Genomic DNA, 22,216 nt, shown 5'->3' on the forward strand with positions numbered 1-22,216 from the left:
TAATTACGATCAAAGGAAATTTAAGAAACCTTTGCAAAATTACCGCAGGGATCGTTCCCTATTTTTCGTTTCTAAAAATCGTTTCTAAAAATGGGAACGGATCCTAGGCAACCCCTCAGAAATGGTATTTTGCAAAATTCTCTCTAAATATTTTTTTCAAGAAACTTGGCTTGTGTTGCAAAATGCAAAGGTATGATTTCAATAAGAAACGTCTTCTTCCAAACCGTATTTTTTTAGTTTTCTCCAGAGAGAAACTCTATCAATACCCAAAATTTTAGCTGCTTTAGTTTTATTCCCCCCTGTCTCCTTGAGGATCCATTTAATGTAGGCGATTTCGTGTTCTTCTAAAGTAGGATAGCGGCCATCTTTGCGTCGAAAAGTATGTATTTCAAGTTTTTTTAGTTCTTCAGGCAGACAACTTAAATCTAGCACTTCGCCTTGGGCCAGAGCTACCCCTCTTTCTATTATGTTTTCTAACTCTCGTACGTTGCCTGGGAAATCGTATTGTTGTAGAACCCTTAGTACTTCGGGATCAATTTCTTTTACTTGTTTTTTCATTTGAGAAGCATGGCGATGCAAAAAATAATAAGCCAAAACGGGAATATCTTCTTTCCTTTCAGCCAAAGGAGGAATATGCAAGTGAACCACGTTTAAGCGATAATATAAATCTTGACGAAAAGATCCCATTTCAACCATCTTTTTTAAATTGCGATTCGTAGCTGCAATAAATCTTACGTTCACTTTTATCGGTACCGTACCGCCTACCCGATAAAACTCATGTTCTTGTAATAGTCTAAGCAACTTAACTTGCATAGTTGGAGACATTTCAGCAATTTCATCAAAAAAAAGTGTTCCTCCATCAGCTTGCTCTACAAGACCTTTTTTAGTTTGAACAGCCCCGGTATAAGCACCTTTTTCATGACCAAAAAGTTCACTAGCAAGTAACTCCTCAGAAAAAACACCACAATTAACAGCAATAAAAGGCTTATCTTTTCGGTTACTGGCTTCGTGTATAAAACGAGCAAAAAGTTCTTTTCCAGTACCGGACTCACCAGTGATTAATACTGTGCAATCAGTAGTAGCAATTTGAGCAGCAGTTTTAAGAAGTTCCTGCATATATGGACTATGAGTGATAATTTTGACTTTACCCTTTAAATGTTCCAATTCTTTTTTAAGAAGTTTGTTTTCTCTTTTTAAAATAGCTTTTTCAGCTGCTTCGGCTACAATTTTTCTAACTTCATCTATTTTATAAGGTTTAGAAATATAATGAAAAGCTCCCAATTTAAGAGCCTCAATTGCCGAATCAACCGTTGCATATGCAGTAATAATAACAGTTTCTGACTCCGGTTGATAGTATTTCATTGCTTGTAACAGCTGTAAACCGTCAACTTGATCCATTCTAAGATCTGTTAATAAAACATCAAAATCCTGTTTCTTTATCAATTCCAGTGCTTTGGTACTTTGAGTAGTGGCTGTGACTTCAAAACCTACCTTTTTAAGAATATACTTCAAATTATTGAGAGCAACTTCTTCGTCATCTACTACTAAAATTTTTCCTTTTTTTAATTTATCTTTTTCTGATTCAGTTGACATTTTTTGCCCTCATTATTTTGATGGAATTTAACAGTTTTTTGGTTATTAGAACTTTCTCTTTCATAAGGGAAGAAAAGATAAAAAGTTGTTCCTTTACCTTGTTCACTTTCTACGTCTATAGTTCCACCGTGCCTATATACTATTTCATTGACTAAGTAAAGACCTAAACCTGATCCTTTAGCTCCTTTAGTAGTAAAAAATGGATCAAAAATCTTTTCTAAAATATCCTGAGGGATGCCACTACCATTATCTTCTATAGCAATAAAAACCCCTCTACGGTCAGGATCTTCGCAAGCTTTTATCAAAATTTCCCCTTCTCCCTCGATAGCATCAATAGCATTAGATAAAAGATTGATTAAAACTTGTTGAAATCTTTGTTTATCTACATAGATTTCCAAATTGTCAGATATGTATAAATGAATCTTTATGTTGTCCCTAATTTTATTACGTAGCATAAAAATTACTTCATTAACCAAATCCTCTAACGGCCATCTTTTGAGTTCATAATGTCTATTTCTAGAAAACTCTAATAATGTTCTCACAATATCCCGGGCTCTCCATATTTCATTATCGATTTGTTTAATAAAGTTGCGAAGTGTTTCTTTATCAAATTCGTCTAGATCCTCTAATAATATTTGACAAGTAGAAGAAGCATTAGACAAAGGATTATTTAATTCATGAGCAACACCCGAAAGAAGCGTACCTAACGCCGCTAACTTTTTAGACTGAACTAGTTGCTCTTTCCTAGCCTCAAGCTCTTTAATCATAAAGTTAAAAGTCTTAAATACAGAAACAATTTCCTTGTCTTTTGACTTAGGAAACTTAGGAGTATCTAATAAATTATCTTTTTTTAATACAATATTTCTCATAGTATCTTCCAGTTCTTCAAGTGGAGAAACAACTGTTCTCGACATAAAGTAACCAACACCAGAAATGGTTCCAACAGATATTAACCCTAAAATAAAAACTAAAGACATCATTTTTTGAAAAACGTCATCTATAAAAGCAACTTCTTTTTGCCTAATCTTTTTACTAGTTTCAATCAAAGATCTACCGAGATTTCGAATATATCCTGCTGAGTAAAGATCCAATTCATGCTGTTTTAACGAAGAAATAGCGGAATAATATAACAAAAGACTTTTTTCTAATTCCTTAAAAAGTTGCTCATCAATTTTAAGAAAGGTATTGCGATGGTTTTCTAGTATGTTAAGGGCATTCTTAGATAAGGTCAAAGCTCTATCAAGATCTTGAATTTTATGATAAAGAAAATAGTTTTTTTCGTATCTTCTTATCTCTAAGAGATTCTGTGTAAAATAGTCGATAGTTTCAAGGCCATGAATTCTTTTCCAAATCGAATTTAAACTCAGATAAGATACAACTAATGATGCCAAAAGTGGCAATAATAAGATGAGATATCCCATCTGAATCTTTAATTTTAGACTTCTCTGAATAAAAGCAAACATTTTTTACAACCAGATATTACTAGGAGCGTAAAACAGGCGACACTTAAGTATTGTCATGTGAGCGAAGCTAAGTAATCCCATGAGATCGCGCGGGCGTAACGTCGCTTCGCGATGACACCCTGTCGAATAAAACAAGCTCCCATTGATATTAATCGGAATATTAAATTCCCGGCATCTTTGGGGATCCGTTCCCATTTCGGAACAAAAAAGAAAAACGGATCCCACCGTTTTGCAAAGGTCTCAAGAGTTATTTTGAACACACGCTAAATTTTTTGCTATCAAAACTTTTTAGTTAAAAAGTAACCTTCATTTAAAAAAATGCAACGTGGTGTTTCATTTTTAAACACTTAACACCTTCGCTACACAAAATTTTTAAGCTTTTGTAACAAAAAGTTTCCATTCCTATCTCGTGTATTCATTTATTCCCAAGGGATAGAAAGGGGAAAGGGCTTCTTTGGCATCTCCTTTGCTTATATCTGATTACAAAAAGAATTCGAGGTGATTAGGAGATGAAAGCTAATTTGTCTACCTGCTTAAAAGTTTTTAGTTTGTACATGGCCGCCGCCGGTCTTGCCCATGGCGGTGAAACCAAAATGGCCAGTTACTTAGTACGTAAGAACCTGGTGAAAAAGGATTCTCGCAAAAAGGCTGATCCACCCTTTCCTCCAACAGGATTCCTTTTTCTGCTGGCCACCTAAAAAATAATTCAGGAGGTTTTTATGGAAAGAATAGTATTCATAGAACAAGTGGAACGAGAACCAAAAAACATTTCTTATGCCTTGCAAATCGCTAGGCAAAAAGGAGCAAAGTTGTCAGTACTTTTCCTTGTCCCCGTAGCATTAGAAACAGCCGACTGGATAGATGTTCAAGAAAAGCAAATCAAGGAAAAGAAGGAAAAACTGGAAACTGTAGCATCTAAAATTAAAGAGGAGGCCCAAAAACTAGGAGTAGAACTTGAATACAAGATAGTAGAATATCTTCCGCGGGCCTTTCTTTTAGCCATGAAGGAATTTTCCCCTGCAGATCTTATTATCACCGGCGACTTAGACTTAAGCCCTCTAGCAGGCGAAGGCATCAAACATCTTGAAGACTTAAGTATTAGGATGCGCTGCCCGGTTCTATCGATAAAAACTCTTTTGCCCCAAGAAAAAGCTTCCAAAAAGAAGATTTTTACGCGTATGGCTATTTTTGGTTCCTTATCGGCTCTGAGTTACTTTGGCTTTTTCCCTATGATCGACAAATTAAATTACAAAATTTTTATGACTGGCACTATTTACGGAGCTATCGCAGTACTTCTAACTGTTCCTATTCACGCTTACATCTACGGAAGCTTTGCTGAGTGTCTCCCAAAATTGCTCGGGCTAGAAAAATCAGCAGGTGGAGACCATTAAACCATTAAATTAAAAGAAAATAATTTCAAGGAGGATAAAAATGGCAGGAGGACCTGTTACAGGACATGTATCCCCAGAACAACTGCAAATCGTCACCCAGATATTATCATCAGATCCTTTAAACTATTTGTGGATAGCCTTGTTAGGATTCATGGGTGGCACTCTTTCTGGATTTATTGGCTCAGGAGGTGCCTTTTTAATGACCCCCGGCATGATGAACCTAGGGGTACCAGGGGTCATGGCTGTAGGTGCTAATATTACGCATAAATTTGGTAAAGCGATGATGGGCTCTCGCAAACACGGCGAAATGGGCCATGTGGACAAAAAACTTGCTGTTTTCCTGCTCATTACAGCATTAATAGGAATTAAGCTGGCTGTCTGGGTAAATGGTTATATGTTTCACCATCTAGGTAAGGCTGGATCAAGCTTATACGTTAGTGCTTTCTTTGTGCTAACTCTTAGTGTCATCGGCGGCTCTATGTTGCGTGATGCCTTGCGTACCGCTAGAGGAACTGCTGTTGGACCATCTAAAGCGTTGCTCAACCTTTCAAGTAAGCTCCGAATTCCACCTATGATTAATTTCCCCGTGGCTGGTGTTAAAATATCTCTCTGGACAATTCTTTTCGTAGGAACCGCCGTGGGCTACATGGCGGGAACCATTGGCGTGGGTGGCTTTATCGGTGTTCCTGCTATGATTTACGTTTTCGGCGTCCCTACGGTTGTGGCTGCTGGAACAGAGCTCTTTTTGGCCATGTTCATGGGAGCCTGGGGAGCTTTTAACTATGCCCTGGCAGGCTTTGTCGATTTGAGGCTTACTTTTCTCCTTTACGCTGGTTCTCTTGTTGGCATTTACTTTGGTGCTATTGGAACTAAGCTTGTAAAAGAATTATATATCCGCATGGTTACCGCTATTTTAATTCTTCTTTGCTGTGTGTCTCGCGGCCTTGCAATTCCTGAGTATTTACATAAGCTGAACATCATCAGCCTCTCGGAAAGAAGTGCTCAAATGTTTGAACTCGGTAGCAAATTCTTCTTGTTCGCCAGCGGTGGAATAGCAACTCTTCTAATTATTTACTGGACCCTTAAGGGGCACATTGAAAAACAGCGTTTGGTGAAAAAATATGGATTAATCTCTATAGGAGAAAAATCTCTGTCTGCATAACAGGAGCAGGGAGGGGGGAACTCCCCTCTCTGCTCAAAAATGGAGAAGACTATGGCCTACAAACATTTGTTAGTTCCTATCGACGGGTCAGACATAGGTTTTAAGGCAATTGAACAAGCAGCTGATTTAGCAAAACAATACAATGCCAAAATGACAATCCTTTTTGTTATCCCTAAAGGTGGCGAGTTTGTAGACTTATTCAATATAAAAACAGTCACAAAGGCTTTTGAAGAAGAAGCCAAAAAGTTTTTTGAAAAAGCACGAAAAATTACCACAGAAAAAAATATCTCCCCCTCTTTTCGTATTGCAGAAGGCAAACCATATGAAAAAATCATTGAAGTAGCTAAGTTGTTAGGTTGTGATCTCATTATTATGGGAAGCCATGGTAGAGGTAGTATTGAAAAATTTTTTATTGGTAGTTGTACAGAACGCGTTCTTAAAGAGGCCCCTTGTCCGGTATTAGTTGTCCGCGATTAATAAATAAGCAAAACTTAAGAATTAATTCACTTATTATTAATATTTTTGTTAATCATTCAAAAATTTAGAAGAAACAAAGAAAAAATTTGAGAATTTTTTAACTTTGTAACAGAAATTACAAGATTATAGCGCCTTTTTAAGGTCTAGCCTCTTTTGACCCCCCTTCTTATTTCCTCTAAAAATGTTTCATAATTGAAACACATAAAATGTTAACAAGTTACCTCAAAAGGAGGGCTTTATTTATGGATAAATTTGATTGGAGGAAGGTAACCCTACTTGTCTGTCTTCTTGTTGGTGTCATCTTTTATTATTCGTGGGGCCAAGCCTCTCCAGAAGCAGCTAAAGAAGCCATTAGTTCCGTTGCGGAAAATGCCGCTGCAGTTAGCAGCAAACCCTGGTGGTTCTGGCCCTTAGCTCTATTTATTACGACTTTTTTGATAGGAATCGTAGCAGTGCTTGGGGGAGTAGGAGGAGGAGTGCTATTTGTCCCCATTGTTAGCGGTTTTTTTCCTTTTAATTTAGATTTTGTTCGTACCGCTGGGCTTTTGGTGGCTCTTTCAGGGGCCTTGGCTGCTGGGCCAGGGCTTCTTATGAGGAATCTCGCCTCGTTACGTCTTGCTATTCCCATTGCTTTGATAGCTTCTACAGCTTCTATTATAGGTGCCATGATCGGTCTTGCGCTACCAAGAAACATCGTCCAAATACTTCTTGGTGTTACTATTCTTTTCATAGTAGCGCTTATGTTCTTTTCTAAGAAAAGCGAATTCCCCGAAGTAAAAAATCCCGATCGCCTAGGGCTAGCCTTGGGGATGTGGGGAATTTATCGCGAAGAATCCACCGGCGAAGTTTACAAATGGCACGTCCACAGAACTCCCTTGGGACTACTTCTCTTTATTGTCATAGGTGTTATGGCGGGAATGTTTGGCCTGGGGGCTGGTTGGGCTAACATCCCGGTTTTGAATTTATTAATGGGTGCCCCTATAAAAATTTCTGTTGCCACTAGTAAGTTTTTGCTCTCAATCACCGACACCTCTGCTGCCTGGATTTACATCAATAGCGGCGGCATTATCCCCTTAATAGTAATCCCCTCTCTAGTAGGCATTATGCTTGGTTCTTTCATTGGTGTAAGGCTTCTTGCCATCGCACGTCCTGCAATGGTGCGCTGGATTGTTATCGGTATGCTTCTTTTTGCAGGAGTAAGGGCTGTTCTAAAAGGACTAGGAATTTAAACTAAAGGAGGTTTAAGCCATGGCAGAAAGACTTGACCCTAACACCCAAATAGAAACCCCCCCAGAGGCCATTATTTATGCCAAAATATTACAGTACGGTTCCTTATTTGGCATCGTGCTCATGATCCTTACTTTTATCATCTATATTTTTCAAATTTTGCCTTCATTTGTTCCCCCTGAAAAACTTCCAAGTCTCTGGCACATGACAGCTTATGAATTTATTCATCACATAGGACTTAAAAGCGGCTGGGATTGGATCCACTATTTGAATTATGGTGATATTTTAAATTACGTGGGAATTGCTTTTCTTGCAGGCCTTACCATAGTTGGGTACGTAGCCATTTTACCTTTTCTTTTTTCATCTGGTGCTTATGCAGTTGGCATTATCTCCGTTGCCGAAATAATTATTCTTATTCTGGCTGCCTCTGGTATCCTCCAAGCCGGCCACTAACTGCACTAAAGGGGGAAGCTTTGTTTTCCCCCTTTGTCTTTTTTGCTCTTCCAAAATCCCCCAAAATTGACTAAAGAAAAAATCGTTTTGTTACGAAATAAATTGGAGACCAGTTCCTTTAAGAGGAGTGCCATATGTTAAAAACGGCCTTTTTACCGCGGTTTTGGCTAATCACTCTTTTCGTTTTGGGACTTTCTGTATCGAGCTGGGCAGGGGGAGGAGCTATCCACAAAGCACATACCCCTGAGGGTAATGTATATATTTTTGGCAAAATTATCGATACCCACAAAGAGCCCGTGCCAGAGGCCGAAGTAAAAGTATACGTTAACGGAAAGCCCTACCATGAGACCCACATTCTTACGGAACTAGATGGTTCTTTTTATATCGACCTTCTGCTTAAGCCTGAAGAACTAAAACAATCACGAATTGATATTGTCTTTTCAAAATCTGCTTACAAAAAAGAAGATGTTTCTCTTACAGCAAATGATTTTGCTGAAAAAGACGGAAAATACTATGCCAAACTAAACATAACTTTAAAAAGAGCTTTGAGTCCAGCCTTTTGGATTGCTACAGGTGTTTTTATTTTGGCTTATGTTCTCATCTCTTTTGAGCTGCTACATCGTACCCTTGCAGCCATGCTTGGTGCTGCCACTATGCTCGTTATTACCTACACCATAGGCGTATTTAATCCTGATTATCGCATTCTTTCTTATGATAGCGCTATCAAATCTATTGATATGAACGTAATTTTTCTCTTGATGGGTATGATGATAATTATCGGTGTTTTAAAAAATACAGGGGTATTTCAATGGTGCGCTTACAAATGCTATCAACTCTCGCGCGGAAATGTCTTTATACTTTCGGTTGTATTGATGATCTTTACGGGGTTTTCATCTGCTTTTCTCGATAATGTTACTACGATGCTTCTTCTTACCCCTGTAACCATTGAAATTGCCCTTGCCCTGGGAATTAATCCTTTATCTTTGCTTATTCCTGAAATTTTAGCATCAAATATCGGCGGAACTGCCACTCTTATTGGTGATCCTCCTAATATCATGATTGGTTCCTATGCAGGGCTTACTTTTCTGCAATTTGTAGAAAAATTAGCTCCTGTGTGCGTGCTTTCCTTGATAGTGCTTTCTATTTACAACCGTTTTGTCTATCAGAAGGAATACAATAAATCTCATATCGAAGACATCGATGCTTTTATGGAAAAATTGAGGCAAGAATATCAAATTACTGACAAAACACTTCTTTCTTTTGGTCTTTTAGTAATGGGAGTTGTTATTCTCATGTTTTTGCTCCATGGTGTACTTCACATGGAAGTAAGCATTGCAGCTCTATTTGGAGCAAGTATCATATTTACATATAGTGCCTTAACTAAGAAAGTCGATATTGCCCATCTAGTAGAAAAAGACATAGAATGGCTAACACTTCTCTTTTTTATCTTTCTTTTTATGCTTGTAGGAGCTGTTGAAGAAGTAGGCTTATTAGATATTGTGGCTGACTGGGTGTTGCATTTGTCCCATGGCAATCTTATAGCTGCTATCTGCTTAATCCTTTGGGTGTCTGCTTTTATGAGCGCCTTTGTTGACAACATTCCCTTTACCGCTACGATGCTCCCTATCACGGCTTATTTGACTAAAGTAATCCCCGGCGCAGAGTCTGGTGTTCTTTGGTGGGCCCTTGCTTTAGGAGCATGCTTTGGTGGAAACGGAACCATGATCGGTGCCAGCGCTAATGTTGTCACCCTTGGAATCGCAGAAGCCACTGGACACCGGACTACCTTTTTCGGATTCATGAAAGTGGCTGCGCCTTTCACTATAATTAGCGTATTGATAGCTAATCTCTGGCTCATATTTTTCCTTAAATAACAGGAGGATTTATGCACACCAAAACTCGTCCTCATTTACAAAGTGTTTTAATCCCCGTTGATAAAACGGAACATTCAGAAAGGGCGGTCAAATTTGCTGCAAGGCTGGTTTCCCCTATCTCTCCAGAAATAACCAAAAAAGTTACCCTTATTCACATAATTGCTTATAGTTATCTAGAAAAAATGGCCTCAAACATAGACATTAGGTTTAAAAATATTCTAGAAAGCCCTCTTTTTAAGCGCATTCTTGAACAGCACGTGGAAAAAGAAGTAAATCCCTTCCTGGAAGAGTTCGCAAAAATTTTCAAGGAAAACAAGTTCTCAGGAGAACTTGAAAAGCATATTTCCCAAGGTGAACCTGGCAAAGAAATCGTAACCTTCGCCGAAAAAAATAATATAGAAAGCATCATTATGGGAAGGAGAAAACGCTCTCATACGGCGGAAACACTACTAGGCAGCTGTAGCCATATTGTAATTCATCGCGCTAAAAAGCAAAACATCTTTATTGTGGGACAGGAAGTGCGGGAAGAAGGTTGCCCGGTAAATAAAATACTGGTTCCAGTTGATGGCTCAAGGCCTTCTTATCGTGCGGTAAAAGAAGCTGCTGCAATTGCCAATTGTTTTCCTGAAGGAATGGTACAAGTTTCAATAATATCTGTGCTAGATCCCATTTATCTTGATCAAAATTCAGATGAAGAAAAAGAAGTACACAAAATCATAGAAAAAGCCCGCCAAATTTTAAAAGACGAAGGGCTTAATGATGGCCAAATAAACTCTTACCTAGAATTTGGCGATCCAGGAAGAACAATCGCCCGCATTGCAGACGAGGAAGGATTCCCTTTGATAATGATGGGTCGAACTGGGAAATCTGGCCTTCGAGAAATCGTATTGGGAAGTGTTTCTACAAGGGTCATTCATAAAGTTGAAAAAGCAACCGTAGGATTGGTTCCTATTAAGAATGGAGATTTTATAGACTAGATAAAACCTTTGAAAACACCCGGGATCCGTTTCCATTTTTCGTGAAAATTGGAACGGATCCCTTACTACGTCAGGCTTTTAATGCTCCTGTTATATCTCTGCCTTAAAGAATCTTTTCGAGTTCTTCTCTGGTCGCCGCATGGGCCTTATCCTCATAAAGTGGACGGCAGGCGCTAAGTTCGGCCTCACCTGTGGCAAGCCTGCTGGCAAAGGCCAAACAAGTTGCCTCGCCACAGGCACGGCAATTTGTTTTGGGAAGCAATTTATAAATAGTCAGTGCCGGAGGCCTTTCTTTAGGCTCATAAAGAGGGGAAATGCTATCTTTTAATAGCCAAATATTATCAAGGTATTCGGCAAGTTTTTCGCGATAAATTTTACCTTCTTCGATGTCTTTGATGTTTGCAATTTGAGCCTCATAAGTCCTAAGGGCTACTTTTTTGCCCTCCAACTTGAAAATTATCACGGGTTCTTTTGGGTCATAAAAAACAACCTGGGCTTTACGGTTGATATAAGGCATAAGAGGGCTTAAGTCTTCTTCTGCCGGGATAACAGCCCGGTAGCGCGGGCAGCGCATATCTACATAGCAAGAAGCCGGCTCTAGGCGAAAATCCTCGCGCAAAAATTTGTTCATAAAGACCTCTTTAGCTAGAATTTTACACGTATAATACCAAAAATTCAGGTTTAAAAAAGATTTTTACCTTAAAATGCCCTTTTCTCTTAGAGTTCCTGAATATTACTACTTGGCAAAAATTTTTTAGTTGGGCTATGTTTAAACGACTTTTACTGAAAAGACAAAAAATAACTCTTAAAGGAGGAGAAAATGGCAGCAATCGTAGTAGGACACAAAAATCCCGACACCGACTCCATCTGCGCCGCAATCTCTTTGGCCTACCTCAAAAGCAAACTTGGAGTGGAAGCCAAACCCGTAGCTCAAGGCGAAATTAATCCTGAATCAAAGTTTGTTTTAGAAAAATTTGGCTTTTCTGCACCAGAAATCGTAACCGACGCCACTGACCAAAAAATCTTTCTCGTGGACCACAGCGACAAGGCCCAAAGCCTTGATAACCTTGAAAAAGGTGAAATCCTCGGCATTGTTGACCACCACAAACTCGGAGACATCACCACTCCCAACCCGATTGAAATCTGGGTTTGGCCGGTAGGCTGCACCTGCACTGTTTTAAAAGGAATGTATGATTTCTACGGGGTTGAGATTCCCAAAGAAATAGCTGGCATCATGTGCTGCGCAATTCTAAGTGATACCGTTATTTTCAAATCTGCTACTTGCACCCCTCAGGATGTGGAAGCAGCCGAAGCCCTTGGAAAGATAGCCGGCATTGATGACCTCAAAGCTCTTGGTCTTGAAATGTTTAAAGTAAAAAGTGCCATTGAAGGCACTCCGATCCGCGATCTTGTGTATCGTGACTACAAAGACTTTGATATGAGCGGCAACAAAGTAGGCATTGGTCAGCTTGAAGTAGTTGATCTTTCTCTGGTAGAGCCCATTAAAGATGCTCTTTATGAAGAACTCCAGAAAATTAAGCAGGAAGGCGGCTACCACAGCATCTTCTTCATGCTCACGGACATCATGAAAGAAGGAACCGAACTTCTCATTGTCTCTGACAATCCCGCTGTAGTAGAAGTAGCCTGGGGAGTTAAGCCCGAGGGGCGTTCAGTATGGCTCCCTGGCGTTATGAGTCGAAAAAAACAGGTAGTACCCAACCTTGAAAAGGCCTTTGCTGGTTAATAAAAAAGCCCCGCTTTCGCGGGGCTTCCTACCTTACCTAAAAAGAAGAAATAATTTGGTGATAGATAATTTCTGCTAGATCGCGGCATATTTTTTCTAAGGCAATCTCTCGTCCCGGATCAACTTCTTCGCCTACATTTTCTGACTCTACCGGATAGTCCTCATAGCGAGAGATATTGCTATTTTGCCAGATGATACGGCCTTCCCGGTCTTTTAAGATGGCTTTGGCTCGTAAATAAACTCTGCGTTCAAGGGTTTTGGTGTAGACATCGTAAGACAAGCCCCCAACTGATACTGATACAATCTCACCTTCAAGGATAAGGTCTGCCTGGTCTTTTGGGGCAATTTTTAAGTCTCCGGCAAGCTCAACGCGTTTGCGAAGCTCCTGGGCTATAATTTCCCCCAGGCGGATTTCAGCCGTAGGGTTTTCCCAAACAGGGATGTAAATTGTATGCCAGGAAGGATTGAAATTAGAAGGTCTGCCCTCAAGTTGATAACCACAGGCACAAAGCAAACAAAAAAGAAAAACTAAGAGGCATTTTTTCATTATTTTCCGTACTTTAAGTATTGTTCTCTTAACAGCCAGTAAATCCCGCCAAGAACAAGGACTGAAAAAGCAAGGGCAAAAAGCTTAAGAGGCGGCTCTGTCTTAAAATCAAGGATGATAAACTTTCGTGCCAAAGCCAAAAGGGCTATTAAAATAACGGTTTTGACCTGCACAACCCCTTCACCCTGGCGCAGGGAAACTTTCAAAATCGAATGCTTAAATTCAAGGGCAATAAGCACGGTCATAAACATACCAAAAAGGGTCTGAAAAACTTTATGGTCTAAGGGATTTAAGCCGAGCTTAAACAGAATGAAAAATGTCTGCACTACTAAGTCATAAAGCGCACAAACAATGATAACAGCAATAACGGTAGTTAAAATAAGGGCTACTATTTGTTCGAACTTTTCGTAAAGGGTTAAAGTACGCCACTCAGCACACCATTTTTTAATGCTTCCCATGGATTTTTCCTCGTAAAAATGTTCAAATTTAGCATAATAAGACAAACGAACATTTGCCAAAGAATATGCCAAAAATCAAGGTCCTTCCAGAAAATGTCGCCCGAAAAATCGCAGCTGGCGAAGTAATCGAACGCCCGGCCTCTGTGGTCAAAGAACTTTGCGAAAACGCCTTTGACGCTAGGGCTAATTCTGTCGAGATTGAAATCTGGGATGGAGGCTTAAGTCTCATCAGAATAAGAGACGATGGCTGCGGGATGTCCCCTGAGGATCTTAAGATCTGCTACCTGCCGCACGCCACCAGCAAAATTGAAAAAGAAGACGATCTTTTACGGATAAAAACCTGGGGTTTTAGGGGAGAAGCCCTGTCAAGTATTGCTGCGGTATCAGAGCTTACTATCTCTTCTCGCGAAAAAGACGCCCTTATCGGAGCCAGGCTAAAGGTGCGTTTTGGCAAGGAAATATCTTTCGTTGAACGCGGCTTAGCACCGGGAACCATCGTAGAAGTAGCCAATCTTTTTGCCAACGTACCAGCAAGAAGGGCTTTTTTAAAAAGCCCGCGCGCAGAGACTATGCGTGTTAGCGAGATCAGCAAATTATTGGCCCTGGAAAACCCTCAGGTTAACTTAACGCTTAAAACCTCGGGAAAAGAAATATTTAATTACCAGGCACGAAAAGGGCGCCTAGGGCTTCTTGCCGAACTCGCAGGGCTTTGTCCAGAAGATTTTTTAGTGGAAGAAATCCAGCAAGGAGAGCTTTCTCTTAGCATCATCATTAGCAAACCCCAAGCATTCTTTTCTTCTGCACGTTATATTTATCTTTTGGTGAATAACCGCGTGGTAAGGGACAAGCTCCTGATGAGCGCAGCCTTCGAGGGCCTTAAGGCCCTTTTTCCAAAAGGCCGCTACCCGGCCCTAGTCCTGGCGCTTTTTCTTCCGCCAGAACTTGTCGACGTAAACGTGCACCCTGCCAAATGGGAAGTACGTTTTCGTCGTGAAAGAGAAGTCTTTTCTCTCGTCAAAAATACTTTTGAAAAGCTATTTAAACCATCGGTCAGTTTTACAAAAAAAGAATTAGAAAACGTAGATGAAGACATCCCGATCTACAAAACGCCTGATCCTGAAACCACAAAAGAGAGCTTTTTGGCCACCAAAGTTGCTGAGGCCATCACTAGCTTTTCCTGGGAAAAGGAAGAAAACCTGGAAGTACTTTCCCCCTTTGGCCCTGAGTTCTTTCTTATTCTTTTTGAGAACGAGCTCTATATTTTTGATTACCATGCAGCCCACGAGAGGCTTTTATTTGAAAAATGGAAAAAGGAATTAAAAGATGGCCTTAACACCCAGAAACTCCTTATCCCTCAGGTTCTTAAGGTGCGGTCTTCCAAAATCGAAGAACTGCTCCCAGCCCTTAACGCCGTAGGTTTTGAAATAGACTTTTTTGGCGAAGACAAGTTGATCTTGCGTGCCTATCCTGCGCTTCTTGGTAAAGAAGCGAAAGAAATCCTTGAGGCTTTTCTTGAAGAAGAAAACTTCTTCCCAGAAAATATGCTTGAGGAAATTATTTCAAGGCTTTCATGTAAGGCGGCTAAAAAAGCTGGGGAGAAAATTAGCTCCCAAGAAATAAAGAGTCTTTTTAAAGAAGTCCGCCAGATGAATTTGACCCACTGCCCCCATGGACGACCTTTTTACCTAAAAATAAGCCCTGAAGATGTGCGCAAAAAACTTGGCCGCAAAATTTGAGAAAAACATCCCTTTAATCGCCATTGTTGGGCCCACTGGTGTTGGCAAAACAGAAGCTGGTATTTTTCTTGCCGAAAGACTGAACGGAGAAATCGTAAATTTTGATTCTGTTCAGGTTTATAAACACTTGAATATTGGAGCCGCCAAGCCAACTCCAGAAGAATTAAAAAGGGCAAAGCATCACCTCATCGGGATCCTTGAACTTGACGAGGAATTCAACGCCGCGCGCTTTGTGGAACTTGCTGATCAGGCTATCGCAAAAATTGCCGAAAAGGGAAAGGTTCCCATTTTGGTAGGAGGCACAGGGCTTTATCTCAAGGCCCTACTTCACGGGCTTTTCGAAGTAGGAGACGTAAGCGCGACAAGGGCAGAACTAAAAAAGCGACTTGAGCGCGAAGGATTAGATACCCTTTACCAGGAGTTAAAAAGAATCGACCCTGAGACCTCTGCGAAAATTTCAAAAAATGACTGGGTGCGGATTTTGAGGGCCCTTGAGGTGTACTACGCCACAGGAAGGCCTTTTTCTGAGCTTGCCAAAGAACACGCCTTTCGCAAAAGGCGCTATCCTTGTCTTAAAATTGGGCTTACCCTTCCCCGGGAAGAACTTTACGCAAAACTCGACGCGCGAGTTGAAAAAATGCTTGAAGCAGGCCTTCTTGAAGAAATAAAAGCTATTCTTGCCAAGGGCTATAGCCCGGAGCTTAAGCCTTTAAAAACTATTGGTTACAAACAAATGACCGCTTATCTCTTGGGAAAGCTTGACTTTTCCGAAGCCAAGCGCCTTATGAAAAGAGACACCAGGCGCTACGCCAAAAGGCAGCTTACCTGGTTCAAAAAAGACCCCGAGGTAAAGTGGTTCCACCCTCAGGAAAAGGAAAAAATGTTGGAGGAAGCGAAGAAATTCTTAGACGCGCACCGGCTTTAAGCTTGCGTTTTCTTTGCACCAGTACATGGAAAAGTCTGCACGCTCAAGGACCTTTTCCAGATTGTCCGAAGCAATGATGTTGGTTATTCCGATAGAAAATCTGATTTGCCTGATATCGTCGGGAAATTTAAGGGCAAAGCCTTGTTCGTAAAGTTCTTCAGCAAAAGGTAAAAATTTATCAAGGGTTACCCCTACGATTACCGCACAAAATTCATCCCCATGGAGACGACAGGGAAAATCTTTGGGCTTAAGGTTTTTTCTCAGCACCTCGGCAAAGGCAATAAGGGCCCTGTCTCCCCACTTGTGCCCATACCGGTCGTTTATGGATTTGAAATTATCAAGGTCAAAGTAGCAAAGAAGGTAATCTTCCTCAAAAATATTCTGCATCACCACTTCGTTGAAAAATTTCTCAAGGGCATACTTGTTCCAAAGGGCCGTTAGTTTATCACGCAAAAAACTTTCTTTGAGGAAAGAAAGTTCGCGTTCCAGTTCTTCTATTCTGCGAATGTAATTAGCAATTTTGGTTATTTCCTCCGCAAGGCCAATGCGGTTTGCGATTCTGGGATCAAGTTTTTCAAGCAAAGAAATAAAAAGCCCCTTGCCTTCCAAAAGGAGGTTCAAAATGTAGTTGTCTTTCTTTTTGACCTTGGTGGCCGCATAAAAGGCGTCGGCATACTGTGGAGGGAAAGGGACTTTCTTCGCCCGCTGAAGCTCAAGAAAAGCAATCCAGGCGGCAAGCAAGGCCTCACGTTCCGCCTTAAGCTTGGCCTCAAAGCCGGTGGCCTCGGTAGCATGGGGGATAATATCTGAAGTTTTGCTATAATTTTCTTCGCTTAGCTTTGCCCTATCAAACATGCCCAGCTCCTTTCAAAATTTTTAGATCTGTAATCTATTTCGGTTTTATGTAGTAAAAATCTTTAAAAGATTTTTTTACGCTTGTTTGTCTTTTTGAAAACAATTTTTATAGCCTTTGCCCGTTTGGTTTCCGAGCCCTGCATTAGCGAAGGGAAAGATCACCAATCGACTAATCTCACAATAACGGTTAAATATGGCTTCATGCGTTTGCGGGTGTTTGTTTATGGAACCCTTAAAAGAGGCTTTCCACTCCACAAACATCTTAGTTCTGCCAGGTTTTTGGGCTATGGTAAGCTTTTGGGGTTTGAAATGTATGACCTTGGCTGGTATCCAGGGATTGTCCCTGGCAAGGGCGAGGTCTTTGGCGAAGTCTATGAGATTGACCTCAAGACACTCATGATTCTTGACCTAATCGAAGACGAAGGAGAAGAATACGAACGCAAACTACTTCCCGTAACGATGGAAGACGGAAGTACTATCTCTGCCTTTGTCTATGTTTTTAAGGCAGATGTATCTAACAAAAGAAAAGTAAAGGACGGTCTGTGGCGGAAAAAAGATTCCTGTTAAGCCCCTCCGGGGAGATAAGCGTTAAAAAGCCTGCTACCCGAAATTTCTTACTTAAAAAGCTTGAAGAAAGCTTAAAGACCCGTTTGAAAAGCCTTGGCTACTGTTTTGCTTTTGAAGCCTTTTCTTCCCCACGTTTTCTTGTTTCAGGAGAAACAAAACTTAAAGAATGCTTGCTAACCCACGGTGGCGTGGGAAAAATTGGAGAGTTTTACCCCTTTGATGAAAACCTTGATGTCAAATCTCTTCTGCCTAAAAGGCCTTTTACCTTTGAAATCTATGTCACCAAGGCCGAAGAAAAAAATCTTTTTGAAAAGGCCCTGGAAATAAAAAAAGCCTGGCTTAAGCTCCTTACCAAAGAAGCAAAAGCCCGGCTTAAATACTGGGATAACCATCCACCAGTTCATCTGCGCCTTGAGCTTGAGGCCAAAAAAGAAGGTTCTTTCCTATTGGTTAACCCTCAAAAGGGCCTTGGTGGCTTTCCGCCAGGTGCCTTTTCCGAGAAAGTATTGGTACTTTTTTCTGGAGGGCCTGATTCTTTGCTTGCGGCCTGTTTGATGCTAAGACGCGGACTAAACGTCTCGCTTATCTATTTTGACGATGGTGAAAAAGAAAGAGCCGCCAAGGTACGTGAAATAGCCTCAGGGCTTTCTTATCTTTTTCCTGATACAAAAGTCGAACTTTTCAGCGTAAAATACCGCAATTTTCTTGATTTTTTAGTCCAAAAGGCCCCTTTGCGGGAAAGATGCTTTTTATGCAAGCGCTTAATGCTTAAGCTTGCGGAACGCCTTGCCCACAAAGAAAAATGCAAGGCCCTGGTTACCGGAGACATACTGGAGGAACAGGCAAGCCAGACTCTTCCTGCCCTTAATTTTGTGGCAGAAGAGATCTCCCCTCTTCGGCCGCTGCTTGGCTTTACCAAAGAAGAGGTCTATGAAGAGCTTACCCGTTTTGGCCTGCGCGATCTGGCAGAAATGAAACTGCCCCCCTGCCCTTTTGCTCCTAAAAGGCCGCATACCATTCCTCAAATAAGCCCTAAGGCCTTGCAAAAAATCATGAAACAAGCCATGAAACTACCTTTTCAGGTCAAACGGATTTCAATTCTTTATCAAGACAGGATTTTTAGCTGATAATTTCGCTTAGATTGTGCTAAATTAAAAGCAAACCAAAAATTGGGAGTGAAGTATGATTATTGAAGTTGCCCGCCGCTTAACACGTTTCTCTTGGGACGAGGAAATCCACCGTCGTGTAGATTACCCAGAAGAAGATTTATTTCTTGAAGTTTATACTAATGAGAATTGCATTCTTTCGCGCAAGGTAAACTTTCTTAACCAGACAGAAGAAGTTTTGGCCCCGGGCACATATCAGGCAAAGCTCTTACGCAAGAAAAAGCCGCTTCTTAAGCTTACTTCTTGTTTCCACTACACCCCAAAAGTTGTTCTTGTTTCAGAAAACGAAAGGCGTCATCACCTCAGCATCTCAGAAATAGACTGGGAAAACATAAGGCGAGAAATCGAAATTGGAAAAGGGCTTCACTTTGGGAAGGATACCTCGGTTTTTCTGCGTATTTTGCGTTACGAGGATCCTGAAACCAACTTTCCCCTTGAGGAGTGGCAGCGCGCGGACTTCAAAGACTACTTTTTGGTGCTTGGTGCGTTGCGCGCCCTTGAATTCCACGTTTGCGACCAAAAAGGCCAGAAAAGCCTCAAAAAAATACTGCGCGTTGAAGTCCTGCCTCAGGAAACCGTAGCTATCCTTTCTGAAGAGTCTTTTAAAGTTAAAGAAGTAACGGGCATTTTCCTAGCACGCCAGGTTATTGAACCAGACCAGGTAAATCTCAAAGTTTACTGGGACTTTACAGATTCTTTCTGGGAAGATTTATCCCGCAAGCTCCTTGAACCCAGAAAGCTTACCTGGAATGACGTAGAGGTCCGCCTTGAAGTCTATGCCCGAAAAAAAGAAGAAAACGAATTTTCCCTTTTTCGCCCGGAAGAAAAACGAAACATTGGCCTTGCCAAAGACTGGATTATCAACGCGGTACCTGACGATACTTACTTCCTGGCAAAGCTCGTTATCTTTGATAAGCGCAGAAATAAAAAAATAGAAGAAATCGCCGCCTCAGAGGAGCTCTACGTCCCCAGGCGGGAAGAAAAAATAGTCCTCATGCCCATTGATGGACGCAGGCTTTTTACTTACTGGCATCTTGATCGCGAGGCCCTTGCCACACGCCTTGGCCGTTTTGCCGCAGGGAAACGCATAACTACTTACATCAAAGTTTTCCATGACTTTTTCGGAAATCTTTACCACCATCCTGACAAAGATGTGGCTGTTGATCTTTCCAGCGCAGACAACTGGTATCTCTGGGTTGATCCTGATAAGGCGTACCGGGTGCAGTTGGTAGCCGTACGTGAAGACGGAAAGCTCCTTGAACTCACCGCTCCTTCGAATCTGGCTCACACTGCCCGCACCGCCCCTGGAGGCGCTCCACCCTCTTACGCCACGCACGAACTTCAGGCAGAACATCCCACGATCCGTCCCATCGAATCCAAAATGGGTACGGCCGAACACTCTATCGGTTACCTTATTTTTCACTTACACGCCCACCTGCCTTATATCAGACGGCGGGTGGTCTATGGAGCTGCAGGCATCTGGCAGCCTTTGGGCTTCCCCGAAGAGTGGTATCACGAAGCCCTGGTGGATACATACATTCCCCTTATCAAAGTTTTTGAAGACTTGTTGAACGAGGGCGTGGACTTCAAACTTTCCATGGACATCTCCCCCACCCTAACCAACATGATGCGCTGTCCTTTGCTTCAGGAGGAGTTCCTGAAATACGTAGAAGGCTTAATAAGCCTTGCCCGGGCAGAGATAGAACGCGTGAGGCGGGAGGCCCCTCATTTTGAAGCCGCGGCCTGGATGCATTTGCGTCGCTTTGAAGAGGCCCGCGAGCTTTTTCTGCGCTACGGAAAAGATCTAACCCAAGCCTTTAGGCGCTTTCAGGATCTTGGCAAACTTGAAATCTCAACCTGTGCCGCCACCCACGGGTTCCTTCCTTTTTATACCATGTATCCTGAAGCAGTCCGCGCACAAATAGAAACCGCGGTGCGGGATTATGAAGCCACCTTTGGGCGCAAGCCCCTGGGGATCTGGCTTCCCGAGTGCGCATACGTGCCCGGGCTTGAAAGGTTCCTTGAAGAATACGGTCTGCGCTACTTTTTCTCCGAAACGCATACGGTTTTAAATGGAGATAGCCCCTCTGAGTTTGGGGTGCATGCTCCGGTATTTGTACGCGGCTCAAACGTTGCAGTTTTTGGCCGCGACCCTGAAACGGGAAAACAGGTCTGGAGCGCAGATGAAGGCTATCCAGGAGATCCGGACTACCTTGATTTTCATATTAAAGGCGGTCCCTTTCGCTATTGCCGCATAACCAATCGCTATACTTTGCAGAAAGAACCTTACAATCCTGACTGGGCCCGGGAAAAGGCCGCCAGGCACGCCCAGCACTTTATGGAATGCCGCAACTTCCGTTTTGAGTACGTGCGCGGCTGGTACTGGAAAAAGCCTTTGTCTGTGGCCACTTACGACGCAGAGCTCTTTGGCCATCACTGGTTTGAAGGGCCACTTTTTATCTATTATTTCCTGAAAAAACTCTACTATGACCAGAACCAAACCGAACTCATTACCCCCAGCGATTACCTGGCACGCCATCCTACTAACCAGGAAATTTTGCCGCCTCCTTCTTCCTGGGGAGATAAAGGCACCTTTGATAAATGGATGTATGGCTCGGTCTCATGGATGTATCGCCATATTCACGAAGCCATTTGTGCTTTACATGAGCTTGCAAAAAAAGCCCCGAATAATGACCCGGTGCTTTCCCAGCTTCTCACCCAGGCTGGCCGCGAAGTCCTCTGGGCTATGAATAGCGACCTTGGCTTTGTAATCTCAAACGGTCATTTTGTGGACAAAATGAAAGAATTTTTCTTCGAGGCCCTTGAGCGCTTTTGGCAACTTTACGAAATGGCAAGAAGACGCATGGATGGGAAATCTTTTGACGAAAGGCTTGCCCAGGAGATCATCTTCACCAGGCCGATTTTTCCGGAACACAATTGGGAAGTCTGGAAAAAACGCTAATTGCCCGGGCGTTTTTTCTTGTTAAGAAGCTGCTGAATTTGTTCTATAAATTCTGTTACGTCCTGGAACTGACGGTAAACCGAGGCAAAACGCACGTAAGCAACCTCGTCCCACTCGTGCAACTTTTCCATGACCTTCTCGCCGATGGTTGTTGAGTGGATTTCCTTTTCGCCGGTTTCTGCAAGCTCTCTTTCAAGCTGGTTAACAAAGGCTTCTATTTGCTCCATGCTAATGGGCCTTTTTTGGCAAGCCTTTTTAAGGCCTTCGATGACTTTTTCTCTGATAAAGGGCTCGCGGCGACCATCGCGCTTAATGATCATGGGAAGCTGTATTTCAGCGCGTTCATAAGTGGTGAAGCGAAAACCACAGGAAAGGCATTCCCTGCGCCTTCTAATGGCTGTGCCGTCTTTGGTAACCCTGCTATCAATAACTTTAGTTTCAAAATGCTGGCAAGAGGGACACTTCATGGCTATTATGATAGCCCTTTCCCTTAAAAAATCAAAATTTTTGGGATCCTCACGCTTCAGTTAGGGGATCCGTTCCTATTTTTCGGAATAAAAATGGGAACGGATCCATGAGACAACTTTCAAGGCTTACAAATGACTAATCGACCTGTGGATTCTTCGGTCACTTCGCTCC

21 protein-coding genes are annotated in these 22,216 nt (G+C 41.9%); 14 read left to right on the forward strand and 7 right to left on the reverse strand.

The features are described 5' to 3' along the window. Positions 1 to 198 precede the first annotated feature (198 nt). Both H528_RS0107420 and H528_RS0107425 read right to left on the reverse strand, forming a co-directional pair. Positions 199 to 1,593, reverse strand: a complete 1,395-nt coding sequence (locus tag H528_RS0107420; protein ID WP_022853696.1) for a sigma-54-dependent transcriptional regulator — start codon at positions 1,591 to 1,593, stop codon at positions 199 to 201. Then, on the reverse strand, positions 1,563 to 3,014 hold the full coding sequence (locus H528_RS0107425; protein WP_169352781.1) for a sensor histidine kinase: 1,452 nt from the start codon (positions 3,012 to 3,014) through the stop codon (positions 1,563 to 1,565). Before H528_RS0107425 ends, H528_RS0107420 begins: the two co-directional genes overlap by 31 nt. A 551-nt stretch (positions 3,015 to 3,565) precedes the next feature. Here H528_RS0107425 and H528_RS0107430 point away from each other — a divergent pair. From H528_RS0107430 to H528_RS0107470, 8 genes are all read left to right on the forward strand, one after another. Next, complete coding sequence (locus H528_RS0107430) at positions 3,566 to 3,754, forward strand: hypothetical protein (RefSeq protein WP_022853698.1); 189 nt, start codon at positions 3,566 to 3,568, stop codon at positions 3,752 to 3,754. 21 nt (positions 3,755 to 3,775) lie between these two features. Further along, positions 3,776 to 4,447, forward strand: a complete 672-nt coding sequence (locus H528_RS0107435) for an adenine nucleotide alpha hydrolase family protein (RefSeq protein WP_022853699.1) — start codon at positions 3,776 to 3,778, stop codon at positions 4,445 to 4,447. A 40-nt stretch (positions 4,448 to 4,487) separates the two neighbouring features. Continuing rightward, positions 4,488 to 5,609 (forward strand): sulfite exporter TauE/SafE family protein, encoded by a 1,122-nt coding sequence (locus H528_RS0107440; protein WP_022853700.1) that lies wholly within the window; start codon positions 4,488 to 4,490, stop codon positions 5,607 to 5,609. 51 nt (positions 5,610 to 5,660) lie between these two features. Beyond that, positions 5,661 to 6,086 (forward strand): universal stress protein, encoded by a 426-nt coding sequence (locus H528_RS0107445; protein WP_028845847.1) that lies wholly within the window; start codon positions 5,661 to 5,663, stop codon positions 6,084 to 6,086. A gap of 242 nt (positions 6,087 to 6,328) precedes the next feature. Further along, a complete protein-coding gene (locus H528_RS0107450) occupies positions 6,329 to 7,315 on the forward strand; it encodes a sulfite exporter TauE/SafE family protein (RefSeq protein ID WP_022853702.1) in 987 nt (328 codons plus the stop codon). A 19-nt stretch (positions 7,316 to 7,334) separates the two neighbouring features. Beyond that, entirely contained in the window at positions 7,335 to 7,766 is a 432-nt protein-coding gene (locus H528_RS0107455; protein WP_022853703.1) for a hypothetical protein, read from the forward strand. Between the two features lie 134 nt (positions 7,767 to 7,900). Beyond that, positions 7,901 to 9,640 carry an ArsB/NhaD family transporter gene (locus H528_RS0107465; protein WP_022853705.1) on the forward strand — a complete coding sequence of 580 codons (1,740 nt, stop codon included), beginning with the start codon at positions 7,901 to 7,903 and terminating at the stop codon, positions 9,638 to 9,640. A gap of 11 nt (positions 9,641 to 9,651) precedes the next feature. Further along, entirely contained in the window at positions 9,652 to 10,617 is a 966-nt protein-coding gene (locus H528_RS0107470; protein WP_022853706.1) for a universal stress protein, read from the forward strand. A 103-nt stretch (positions 10,618 to 10,720) separates the two neighbouring features. Here H528_RS0107470 and H528_RS14070 read toward each other — a convergent pair whose 3' ends face one another. Continuing rightward, positions 10,721 to 11,248 (reverse strand): (Fe-S)-binding protein, encoded by a 528-nt coding sequence (locus H528_RS14070; RefSeq protein WP_022853707.1) that lies wholly within the window; start codon positions 11,246 to 11,248, stop codon positions 10,721 to 10,723. Positions 11,249 to 11,437: 189 nt separating this feature from the next. On the opposite strand from H528_RS14070, the gene H528_RS0107480 reads away from it, so the two are divergent. Continuing rightward, on the forward strand, positions 11,438 to 12,361 hold the full coding sequence (locus H528_RS0107480) for a manganese-dependent inorganic pyrophosphatase (RefSeq protein WP_022853708.1): 924 nt from the start codon (positions 11,438 to 11,440) through the stop codon (positions 12,359 to 12,361). A 37-nt stretch (positions 12,362 to 12,398) separates the two neighbouring features. Here H528_RS0107480 and lptE read toward each other — a convergent pair whose 3' ends face one another. Together lptE and H528_RS0107490 are read right to left on the reverse strand one after the other, a co-directional pair. Beyond that, entirely contained in the window at positions 12,399 to 12,908 is a 510-nt protein-coding gene (lptE, locus tag H528_RS0107485) for an LPS assembly lipoprotein LptE (protein ID WP_022853709.1), read from the reverse strand. Next, a complete protein-coding gene (locus H528_RS0107490; protein WP_033396406.1) occupies positions 12,908 to 13,366 on the reverse strand; it encodes a phosphate-starvation-inducible PsiE family protein in 459 nt (152 codons plus the stop codon). Before H528_RS0107490 ends, lptE begins: the two co-directional genes overlap by 1 nt. A gap of 65 nt (positions 13,367 to 13,431) precedes the next feature. Here H528_RS0107490 and mutL point away from each other — a divergent pair, with 65 nt between their 5' ends. Next, positions 13,432 to 15,102 carry a DNA mismatch repair endonuclease MutL gene (gene mutL / locus H528_RS14075; protein WP_022853711.1) on the forward strand — a complete coding sequence of 557 codons (1,671 nt, stop codon included), beginning with the start codon at positions 13,432 to 13,434 and terminating at the stop codon, positions 15,100 to 15,102. Further along, positions 15,086 to 16,027, forward strand: a complete 942-nt coding sequence (miaA, locus tag H528_RS0107500) for a tRNA (adenosine(37)-N6)-dimethylallyltransferase MiaA (protein WP_028845849.1) — start codon at positions 15,086 to 15,088, stop codon at positions 16,025 to 16,027. Before mutL ends, miaA begins: the two co-directional genes overlap by 17 nt. On the opposite strand, the gene H528_RS0107505 is transcribed toward miaA, so the two are convergent. Continuing rightward, complete coding sequence (locus H528_RS0107505; protein ID WP_022853713.1) at positions 16,007 to 16,882, reverse strand: GGDEF domain-containing protein; 876 nt, start codon at positions 16,880 to 16,882, stop codon at positions 16,007 to 16,009. The two genes, miaA and H528_RS0107505, sit on opposite strands and share 21 nt — an antisense overlap. A 201-nt stretch (positions 16,883 to 17,083) precedes the next feature. Here H528_RS0107505 and H528_RS13125 point away from each other — a divergent pair, with 201 nt between their 5' ends. Genes H528_RS13125 through H528_RS14315 form a run of 3 tightly spaced genes read left to right on the forward strand, consistent with a single transcriptional unit; the run spans position 17,084 to position 21,577 of the window. Continuing rightward, positions 17,084 to 17,449, forward strand: a complete 366-nt coding sequence (locus H528_RS13125) for a gamma-glutamylcyclotransferase family protein (RefSeq protein WP_028845850.1) — start codon at positions 17,084 to 17,086, stop codon at positions 17,447 to 17,449. Next, positions 17,425 to 18,576 carry a tRNA sulfurtransferase gene (locus H528_RS0107515; protein ID WP_022853715.1) on the forward strand — a complete coding sequence of 384 codons (1,152 nt, stop codon included), beginning with the start codon at positions 17,425 to 17,427 and terminating at the stop codon, positions 18,574 to 18,576. Before H528_RS13125 ends, H528_RS0107515 begins: the two co-directional genes overlap by 25 nt. Positions 18,577 to 18,631: 55 nt before the next feature. Beyond that, on the forward strand, positions 18,632 to 21,577 hold the full coding sequence (locus H528_RS14315) for a 1,4-alpha-glucan branching protein domain-containing protein (protein WP_022853716.1): 2,946 nt from the start codon (positions 18,632 to 18,634) through the stop codon (positions 21,575 to 21,577). Here the strand turns inward: H528_RS14315 and nrdR are convergent. After that, positions 21,574 to 22,044 (reverse strand): transcriptional regulator NrdR, encoded by a 471-nt coding sequence (nrdR, locus tag H528_RS0107525; RefSeq protein WP_022853717.1) that lies wholly within the window; start codon positions 22,042 to 22,044, stop codon positions 21,574 to 21,576. The genes H528_RS14315 and nrdR overlap by 4 nt on opposite strands. Positions 22,045 to 22,216 lie beyond the last annotated feature (172 nt).

The sequence above is a fragment of the Thermodesulfatator atlanticus DSM 21156 genome, assembly GCF_000421585.1.
GTDB lineage: Bacteria > Desulfobacterota > Thermodesulfobacteria > Thermodesulfobacteriales > Thermodesulfatatoraceae > Thermodesulfatator > Thermodesulfatator atlanticus.

Coding starts and splice junctions, on each gene's coding strand:
- H528_RS0107420 (WP_022853696.1), bottom strand. CDS start 1,593: ATGTCAACTGAATCAGAAAAAGATAAATTAAAAAAAGGAAAAATTTTA.
- H528_RS0107425 (WP_169352781.1), bottom strand. CDS start 3,014: ATGGGATATCTCATCTTATTATTGCCACTTTTGGCATCATTAGTTGTA.
- H528_RS0107430 (WP_022853698.1), top strand. CDS start 3,566: ATGAAAGCTAATTTGTCTACCTGCTTAAAAGTTTTTAGTTTGTACATG.
- H528_RS0107435 (WP_022853699.1), top strand. CDS start 3,776: ATGGAAAGAATAGTATTCATAGAACAAGTGGAACGAGAACCAAAAAAC.
- H528_RS0107440 (WP_022853700.1), top strand. CDS start 4,488: ATGGCAGGAGGACCTGTTACAGGACATGTATCCCCAGAACAACTGCAA.
- H528_RS0107445 (WP_028845847.1), top strand. CDS start 5,661: ATGGCCTACAAACATTTGTTAGTTCCTATCGACGGGTCAGACATAGGT.
- H528_RS0107450 (WP_022853702.1), top strand. CDS start 6,329: ATGGATAAATTTGATTGGAGGAAGGTAACCCTACTTGTCTGTCTTCTT.
- H528_RS0107455 (WP_022853703.1), top strand. CDS start 7,335: ATGGCAGAAAGACTTGACCCTAACACCCAAATAGAAACCCCCCCAGAG.
- H528_RS0107465 (WP_022853705.1), top strand. CDS start 7,901: ATGTTAAAAACGGCCTTTTTACCGCGGTTTTGGCTAATCACTCTTTTC.
- H528_RS0107470 (WP_022853706.1), top strand. CDS start 9,652: ATGCACACCAAAACTCGTCCTCATTTACAAAGTGTTTTAATCCCCGTT.
- H528_RS14070 (WP_022853707.1), bottom strand. CDS start 11,248: ATGAACAAATTTTTGCGCGAGGATTTTCGCCTAGAGCCGGCTTCTTGC.
- H528_RS0107480 (WP_022853708.1), top strand. CDS start 11,438: ATGGCAGCAATCGTAGTAGGACACAAAAATCCCGACACCGACTCCATC.
- lptE (WP_022853709.1), bottom strand. CDS start 12,908: ATGAAAAAATGCCTCTTAGTTTTTCTTTTTTGTTTGCTTTGTGCCTGT.
- H528_RS0107490 (WP_033396406.1), bottom strand. CDS start 13,366: ATGGGAAGCATTAAAAAATGGTGTGCTGAGTGGCGTACTTTAACCCTT.
- mutL (WP_022853711.1), top strand. CDS start 13,432: ATGCCAAAAATCAAGGTCCTTCCAGAAAATGTCGCCCGAAAAATCGCA.
- H528_RS0107505 (WP_022853713.1), bottom strand. CDS start 16,882: ATGTTTGATAGGGCAAAGCTAAGCGAAGAAAATTATAGCAAAACTTCA.
- H528_RS13125 (WP_028845850.1), top strand. CDS start 17,084: ATGCGTTTGCGGGTGTTTGTTTATGGAACCCTTAAAAGAGGCTTTCCA.
- H528_RS14315 (WP_022853716.1), top strand. CDS start 18,632: ATGATTATTGAAGTTGCCCGCCGCTTAACACGTTTCTCTTGGGACGAG.
- nrdR (WP_022853717.1), bottom strand. CDS start 22,044: ATGAAGTGTCCCTCTTGCCAGCATTTTGAAACTAAAGTTATTGATAGC.